Raw genomic sequence first — 7,402 nt, 5'->3', positions numbered from 1 at the left:
TATTCGCTTTCATCTCGGCAATTAAATTACCGAGGATTCCCGCTTATTTTCCTAAAATTGATGGAAACCATTGGGGACGCTAAAAAAGCCAAAAACACCGTCCCCAATGGTTCTTGTGATTATTGAGAGAATCAAGTATAATATCTTTTATGAAAATTTGACAGGGAGGGATTTGCATGGGAAGTTATCTGAATCCGGGAAATTTTTCATTTCGTGGAAGTCTTCGCTCTAAGATATATGTAGATAAAAGCAAATTGATTGCAAAGACAAATGAAGCTCTTTGTACAGAGCAGAAGTATATCTGCGTGAGCCGTCCGAGAAGATTTGGCAAATCCATGGCAGCCAATATGCTTGCCGCATATTATGATCGAAGTGAAAATACAGAAGACTTATTTCAGAATCTTGTAATCAGTGAAGACAAGTCCTACAAAGAAAATCTGAATCAGTACGATGTTATCAAAGTCAATATACAGGAATTTCTGAGTATGTCAGAAACGATAGAAGAAATGCTGAGCATGCTTAAAAACTATCTTGTTTCAGATTTTGAGGAAATTTACCCGAAAGTGCATTTTCGAGATGAAAAGAATCTGATTCAGGTTATGAAAGATGTATTTTCTTATACCAAGTGCCCGTTTGTCATTCTGATTGATGAGTGGGATTGTCTGTTCCGGGAATATAAACAGGATAAAGAAGCGCAGAAAAAATATCTGGATTTTCTTCGAGCATGGCTGAAAGATAAAGATTATGTTGCATTGGCCTACATGACAGGAATTCTGCCGATCAAGAAATATGGTTCTCATTCTGCATTAAATATGTTTACAGAGTATTCCATGACAGATCCCGGTGAGCTGGCAGAATATTTTGGGTTCACGGAGCAGGAGGTAGTTGTACTCTGTGAGAAATATGAAATGAGCTTTGAGGAAGCAAAAACATGGTACGATGGCTATCAGTTGATCACACATCGTCGGACGGGAAATGCATGTTACTCCATGTACAGCCCCAAATCCGTTGTGGAAGCCATGCTGCGTCACAAATTTGGAACCTACTGGAATCAAACGGAAACATATGAAGCACTAAAAGTTTATATTCAGATGGGCATGGATGGATTAAAAGATTCCGTGGTTCGAATACTTGCGGGTGAGTCTGTTCCGATTAACATTGGAACATTCAGCAACGATATGACTACATTTGCAACGAAAGACGATGTGCTGACCTTACTGGTACATTTGGGCTATCTGACTTACAACAGCATAGAGGGGACTGTGAGTATTCCAAATAAAGAGGTTTCTCAGGAATATGTCAATGCAATCAGTACGATGAACTGGTATGGAGTGACGGAGTCATTGGAATCTTCACGCAAATTGTTGGAATCTTTATGGGCAATGGATGCAGATGCGGTGGCTGTCGGAGTTGAAAAAACACATGAGGAAATTTCAATTCTTCAATATAATGATGAAAATTCTCTTAGTTGCACCATTCATCTCGCATTCTATTTTGCACGGGAATACTACACCATGATTCGGGAATTGCCGACAGGAAAAGGATTTGCTGATGTATGTATGATTCCGAGGAAGCGGCATTTGGATAAACCGGCAGTGATAATTGAATTAAAATGGGACAAGAGTACAATTGGTGCTCTGGAGCAAATCAAAGAAAAGAATTATGGAAGTGCATTGAAAGACTATCAGGGAAAGCTGCTACTGGTTGCTATCAATTATAATAAGAAAACGAAGAAACATGAATGTGCGATCGAGGTTATGGAAAAATAAAGAATATGAAACTCAAAATAGCTTTTTTACAACTGCTTCCTGGTGCAGCTATCGAAGATAATATAGAACTTCAAATGGCAATCGCGATCACACTGCTGGAAAAGCATGAGCCTAATCCCAGAAATACCGTCTGCCTCTTTGACCGGCATGGAAAGCTGGTTTATCGTTATTCCAAGGTACATATCTGTAACTTTGGAGAGGAGGATGATGAGAGCGTCCTTGACGCCGGAGATAACTTTTGTGTGGAAGACCTCGATACGGAAAAGGGTCTGATAAAAGTTGGTTCAATGATCTGCTACGATCGGGAATTTCCGGAAGCTGCCAGAGTCTTGATGATGAAAGGGGCGGAACTTCTTCTTGTTCCAAATGCCTGCCCGATGGAAATCAACCGCCTGTCTCAATTGCGCGGACGGGCCTATGAGAATCAGCTGGCGATTGCTACCTGCAACTATCCGGCTTTGCAGCGCGGCTGCAATGGCCATTCCACGCTATTTGACGGTGTGATATATGATATGGAAACGGGTCTTCCCCGCGATATGCTTGTGTGTGAAACAGGCGAAGAAGAAGGCGTGTTTCTGGCTGAGCTGGATGTAACGATGCTGCGTGAGTATAGAAAACGTGAGAGCTGCAATTTCAAAAACAGACGGCCAGAATTGTATGGGATGATTGCAAGGAAGATAGAAATCTGACCGGATTTTGATTTGCAAAAAGGAAATAATGGGGGAAACATTTATGGAGGTTAAGATTCGTTCGCCGAAACAGCAAGATTATGACAGATTTTCCAATATTATGGATCAGGTTCAGCTGCTTCATGTTGGCTGGAGACCGGATGTTTACAAACCGGCCACTCCTTTGATTACGAAGGAAATGTTTGAAGAAATTCTAAAGGGAGATAACTGGTATGTAGCTGAGGCAGATGGTAAGGTAGTCGGTGTTCTGGAATTAATTATATACCATATTGAGAATCCTTCTCAGGTAACCAGGGACATTTTATTTATCAGTTCCATGGCGGTTGATCAGGAATATCGGGGAAAAGGAATCGGACACCAGTTTTTTGAAAAAGTAAAGCAAATCAAAGAAGAGAATGGTTATGATTCTATTGAATTACAGGTAAATGTTAAAAACAAAATGGCATATGAAATGTATAAGAACTATGGGTTTACGGAAAAAACGATCAATATGGAATTGAAATAGAAATTATGGACGAAGAGACGCCGCTTTCACAACAGAAACAGGTGTCTTTTTTTCACGCCAATAAAAATTCTCAGCTTGCAGCAATCTTTACTTTTCTGGCCCAGCTTTTGAAAGGCTTGCTGGCATACCGGACGGCGGCAGCGGCGAGAACCAGCATGCGCCGGATGATCTTCAAAAAGGTGCTGGAACTGGATGCCGGAGGCATCGAGAAGATCGGGCCGGTGTCTGCCATCACGGCCTCTGTGGATGCGGTGGAGCAGATGCAGACCTATTTCAGTAGCTATCTGCCGAGCCTCATCTACAGCGTGCTCGCGCCAATCTATCTTTTTTTCCATTTAAAAGATATCTCCCTGCCGGTGGCGGCTCTGGTTGGTCTTTCGGGCTGTGGAAAATCCACAATCCTCCGGCTGCTTCTTCGGTTTTATGCGCCAACGGAGGGCGAGATCCTCATCAATGGGATTCCACTGGAAAAAATCAGTTTCCGGGAGCTTCATCAGTGCATTACTTTTCTGGAGCAGCACCTTCGCCGGCTGTGACCGGATCCTGAAAATGGTTGAGGCAAGAAAATAAAGCTGTTGTTTTTCTCCAGAGTCTGTTATACTTTTGGAAGAACAAGAAAAAAGGAGAACAACAATGGAAAACAAAGTATTAGCAACCGTAGCAGGTGAAGAGATCACAGAAGCAGAATTTGAAGCATTTTTACAGAATGTGCCGAGAGAGCAGCAGGCGTATCTTTCCAATCCGGCTATGAGAAGCCACTATCTGGATCAGCTGGTCGCGCTTCATCTTTTTGCAAAAGACGGAGCAGATCAGAAGCTGGATGAAACAGAAGAGTTCAAAAGTATGATCGCCAATGCAAAACGCGACATTCTGGCACAGCTGTCTATGGCAGAGGCTTTAAAGACTGCAACCGTTTCAGAGGAAGAGATCCGTACTTTTTATGAGGAAAATAAAAATCAGTTTGCAAAAGGCGGAACCGTCCGTGCGAAACACATCCTCACGGACAGCGAAGACAAATGTAAAGAGATCCTGGAAGAGATCGAAAATGGAACCAAAGCCTTCGAGATGGCAGCACAGGAGTATTCCACCTGTCCTTCCGGCCAGAAAGGCGGAGATCTTGGCGAATTCGGCAGAGGCCAGATGGTAAAAGAGTTTGAGGATGCAGCCTTTACAGGTGAGATCGGCAAAGTCATCGGACCGGTGAAAACACAGTTCGGTTATCACCTGATCAAGGTTGAGAGCCGCACAGAAGAAAGCATTGCTTCCTTCGATGAAGCAAAAGAATCCATCCGCAGAAATCTTCTGAATAGGAAGCAGAATACTGTTTATAATGAGAAGGTAAAAGCACTGAGAGAAAAATACAATGTAAAATAAGAAAAAACCTGTGGCGCAGTTTGGATGAAAACCTTCTGCGCCACAGGTGTAAAAAGGATGAAGTGATGAAACAGGAATACTATTTTCAACAGATGAACCGGGAAGAAAAACAGGTCTACCGGGCCATGTATGACGGTTTTACAGCTCTGGCGCCGGAATTTCCGGTTCTCCGTCTGGAAGGAAAAGAACTTGCGGAGATTTTTTTCAGGCTCCGGCTGGATCACCCCTCGATCTTTTATGTGAGCAGCTTCACATACCGTTTTTTTGATCAGGCGGATTCTGTTCATCTGATTCCGGAATACCTTTTTGAAAAGAAAAAGATCAAGGAGCACCAGAAGGCCCTGGAAGGGCGGATCACCAGACTGCTTCGTCCGATGCAGGAGCTGACGCCGGAGGAACAGGAGAAAAGCATTCATGATTTTATTCTGGAAAATGTGACTTATGACAAATTACAGAAGCAGTATTCGCATGAGATCATCGGTCCGCTCCAGCATGGAATCGGTGTCTGTGAAGGGATCGCCAAGACTGTGAAGCTTTTCTGTGACCGTCTGGGGATCGACTGCCTGATTGCTGTCAGCGAGGCAGACCCGGAACATGGCGTCCGCTATCGGCATGCGTGGAATCTGGTGAAGATCGGCGGAGACTGGATGCATCTGGATGCCACCTTTGACAATTCCCTGAAACGGTACGGGACAAAGAGATATGATTATTATAACCTGGATGACCGCCAGCTTTTCCGGGATCATCAGCCTCTGATCGCACCGGTACCGGCCTGCACAAAAAAAGATGCTTTTTATTACCGGGTCAACCGCCTGTCTTTGACAAAGACGGAAGAGGTGGGAAAAAGACTGAAAGCCGTCCTCCGGAAGAAACAGCCCTGTTTTGTATTTCACTGGCGGGGCGGTGCATGGAACCGTTCCATCCTGGAGGAGATTTTAAGAGAAGCGGAAGCACAGGCGGCAACAAAAGACAAACATGTGTGGCTTTCCGTCAATTACCAGCAGTCGGTCGTTCAGATCAATTTCACAGATCAGCCGGCAAGGGAAGAGATTCTGACAGAAGAAGCAAATGAGGGAGAGGAAAAAGCCTGAAAGGGCTATCGTTTATCAGGAGGGCAGACTATGGCAAAAGAAGCAGCAACCATTGAACTGATCTGGGATCTTATGAGAGGAAGAACGGAGGGGATCAGCCGGGTGGATTATGTTCCCCAGAAACCGGTTTTTCCGGAGGCACTTCCCTATGAACAGCCCTTTCCAAGGACTTCACCGGAGTCTCAGGGGATCCACTCCCGGCAGATCGAGGAGCTTTTCCGGGCACTTAAAGCCTCCAAAGAGCTTCATATGCATAATGTGATGATATTGAAGGGAGGAAAAGTCATCGGAGAAACGGCTTTTTATCCTTACCGGCAGGAGCTCTGGCATGCAACCTATTCCATGTGTAAAAGTGTGACTTCCATGGCTGTCGGTCTTCTGATATCCGAAGGAAAGCTTACGCTGGATACGAAGGTTGTGGACATTTTCCGGAAAAATGTGAGCCTTTTTGGCTTTATCCGGCAGAAAGATCTGACGGTGCGCCACCTCCTGACCATGACCAGCGGTGTTTCTTTTAACGAGACCGGTGCGATCTCCGGCAACGACTGGGTGAAGAGTTATCTGGAGGCTTTCTGCCATCATGAACCGGGAACGTTTTTTGAATACAACAGCATGAATACATATATGCTTTCTGCGATCCTCACGGAAATCACAGGAGAAACCGTACTGGAATATTTAACCCCCAGACTTTTTGCTCCCATGGGGATCACAAAAGTCTTCTGGGAAACCTGTCCAAAGGGAAATAATAAGGGCGGCTGGGGTCTGTTTCTCTGTGTGGAGGATATGGCCAAGCTGGGGCAGCTGTATTTGGATGCCGGAAAATGGAAGGGGCAGCAGCTCATTCCGGAGGACTGGGTGAGAGAGTCTGTTTCCTCTAAAGTAGTTCCGCCGGAAAATACCGGTTTTCCGGGCTACGGCTATCAGATCTGGACCTGCAAAAGAGCCGGACAGTTTGCATTCAACGGGATGCTGGGGCAGAATGTTTTCGTTTATCCGGATGTGGATATGGTGGTAGTGACCACAGCGGGAAATGAGGTGCTTTTTAACAGCAATGTGCTTCAGGATGTGCTGGAAGAGCATCTGCCATCGGAGAGTGCTTATCTTCCGCCGCTTCCGGAAGATAAAAAGGCATATCAGAGCCTGCTTACCTGTCAGCAGGAGCTTTCCGGTCCTTCCCCGGAGGCATCCATACTCAGGCATGGAGGCTGGAGCCGCAGGATGAGCGAAAGCCGCAGAGACTGCCGCAGCAGGAAAGATCGCAGCTTTCTTTTAAAAACAGAGCGTCAGGGCATGGAAATGGCATATCAGGCTCCGGGAGGAGCGGGCAAGCGCGGTATGGAGCCGGCTGATATCCGGCGTTTTCAGCATTTTCTGGACGGAAAACGCTATGTAATGATGACTCCTCAGGTGGGCTTATTCACCCTGATGGGGCAGGTCTTTCATAACAATTACACCGATGGGATCCGGGAACTTGGTTTTCATCTGGAAAAAAGCCGTTTTTTCCTGGATATCCGGGAGGGAGAGAAGAGCTTTTCCATCCCGGCAGGGTTTGAAAAAGCAGAATATTCCGTGATCGATTTTCACGGAGAACCTTATCTGGATGCGGCAGAAGGCCGCTTTGCTTTCGATGAAGACGGAAGACTGGTACTGGAACTGAACATTTATTATCTGGAAGACGCCATAAGAAGAAGGATCAAAATTTTCTTTGAGGAAGAAGAGACGGAAGTACACTTCAGTGAAGTGCCCGGAAAGAAAATCCTTCTGGATGGCCTGGAATCGCTTACCGCTGCTTTGTCGGAGAACACAGTGGTACGGAAGATACGGGAAAAAGGAAATGTAGATCTGCTCAGACTGGCGATGGAAACGACACTGGAACCGGTGGTGCGTGGAAAAAGGATTGTATAGAGTAAACAAAGGGGGGACGGCTCGTGATTTCGAGCCGTCCCCCCTTTAAGTTCCAGGAACTTACATAAC

7 protein-coding genes are annotated in these 7,402 nt (G+C 45.5%); all 7 read left to right on the top strand.

Features of this window, described 5'->3' with window-relative positions:
- Positions 1–176 precede the first annotated feature (176 nt).
- Positions 177–1,769, top strand: a complete 1,593-nt coding sequence (locus tag DXA57_RS15525) for an AAA family ATPase (RefSeq protein WP_117768174.1) — start codon at positions 177–179, stop codon at positions 1,767–1,769.
- A 5-nt stretch (positions 1,770–1,774) separates the two neighbouring features.
- Positions 1,775–2,458 carry a carbon-nitrogen hydrolase family protein gene (locus DXA57_RS15520; protein WP_199612747.1) on the top strand — a complete coding sequence of 228 codons (684 nt, stop codon included), beginning with the start codon at positions 1,775–1,777 and terminating at the stop codon, positions 2,456–2,458.
- Positions 2,459–2,501: 43 nt separating this feature from the next.
- Positions 2,502–2,963, top strand: coding sequence for a GNAT family N-acetyltransferase (locus DXA57_RS15515; protein ID WP_117768172.1), 462 nt, complete (start codon positions 2,502–2,504; stop codon positions 2,961–2,963).
- A gap of 5 nt (positions 2,964–2,968) precedes the next feature.
- Positions 2,969–3,499, top strand: coding sequence for an ATP-binding cassette domain-containing protein (locus DXA57_RS17650; RefSeq protein ID WP_117768171.1), 531 nt, complete (start codon positions 2,969–2,971; stop codon positions 3,497–3,499).
- A 97-nt stretch (positions 3,500–3,596) separates the two neighbouring features.
- Positions 3,597–4,337 (top strand): peptidylprolyl isomerase, encoded by a 741-nt coding sequence (locus tag DXA57_RS15505; protein WP_117768170.1) that lies wholly within the window; start codon positions 3,597–3,599, stop codon positions 4,335–4,337.
- Positions 4,338–4,402: 65 nt separating this feature from the next.
- Positions 4,403–5,428, top strand: a complete 1,026-nt coding sequence (locus tag DXA57_RS15500; protein WP_117768169.1) for a transglutaminase domain-containing protein — start codon at positions 4,403–4,405, stop codon at positions 5,426–5,428.
- Positions 5,429–5,458: 30 nt separating this feature from the next.
- Positions 5,459–7,333, top strand: coding sequence for a serine hydrolase domain-containing protein (locus tag DXA57_RS15495; protein WP_117768168.1), 1,875 nt, complete (start codon positions 5,459–5,461; stop codon positions 7,331–7,333).
- Positions 7,334–7,402: the final 69 nt, after the last annotated feature.

The sequence above is a fragment of the Blautia sp. OF03-15BH genome (assembly GCF_003463065.1).
Classification (GTDB): Bacteria; Bacillota; Clostridia; order Lachnospirales; family Lachnospiraceae; genus Limivivens.
Note: the sequence above shows the minus strand (reverse complement) of the source record. Positions and strands in the feature narration are given on the sequence as shown.

What these genes read in the sequence shown, in the direction of transcription:
- DXA57_RS15500 (WP_117768169.1), top strand. Translation starts at nt 4,403, where the DNA reads ATGAAACAGGAATACTATTTTCAACAGATGAACCGGGAAGAAAAACAG.
- DXA57_RS15525 (WP_117768174.1), top strand. Translation starts at nt 177, where the DNA reads ATGGGAAGTTATCTGAATCCGGGAAATTTTTCATTTCGTGGAAGTCTT.
- DXA57_RS15515 (WP_117768172.1), top strand. Translation starts at nt 2,502, where the DNA reads ATGGAGGTTAAGATTCGTTCGCCGAAACAGCAAGATTATGACAGATTT.
- DXA57_RS15520 (WP_199612747.1), top strand. Translation starts at nt 1,775, where the DNA reads ATGAAACTCAAAATAGCTTTTTTACAACTGCTTCCTGGTGCAGCTATC.
- DXA57_RS15495 (WP_117768168.1), top strand. Translation starts at nt 5,459, where the DNA reads ATGGCAAAAGAAGCAGCAACCATTGAACTGATCTGGGATCTTATGAGA.
- DXA57_RS17650 (WP_117768171.1), top strand. Translation starts at nt 2,969, where the DNA reads ATGGACGAAGAGACGCCGCTTTCACAACAGAAACAGGTGTCTTTTTTT.
- DXA57_RS15505 (WP_117768170.1), top strand. Translation starts at nt 3,597, where the DNA reads ATGGAAAACAAAGTATTAGCAACCGTAGCAGGTGAAGAGATCACAGAA.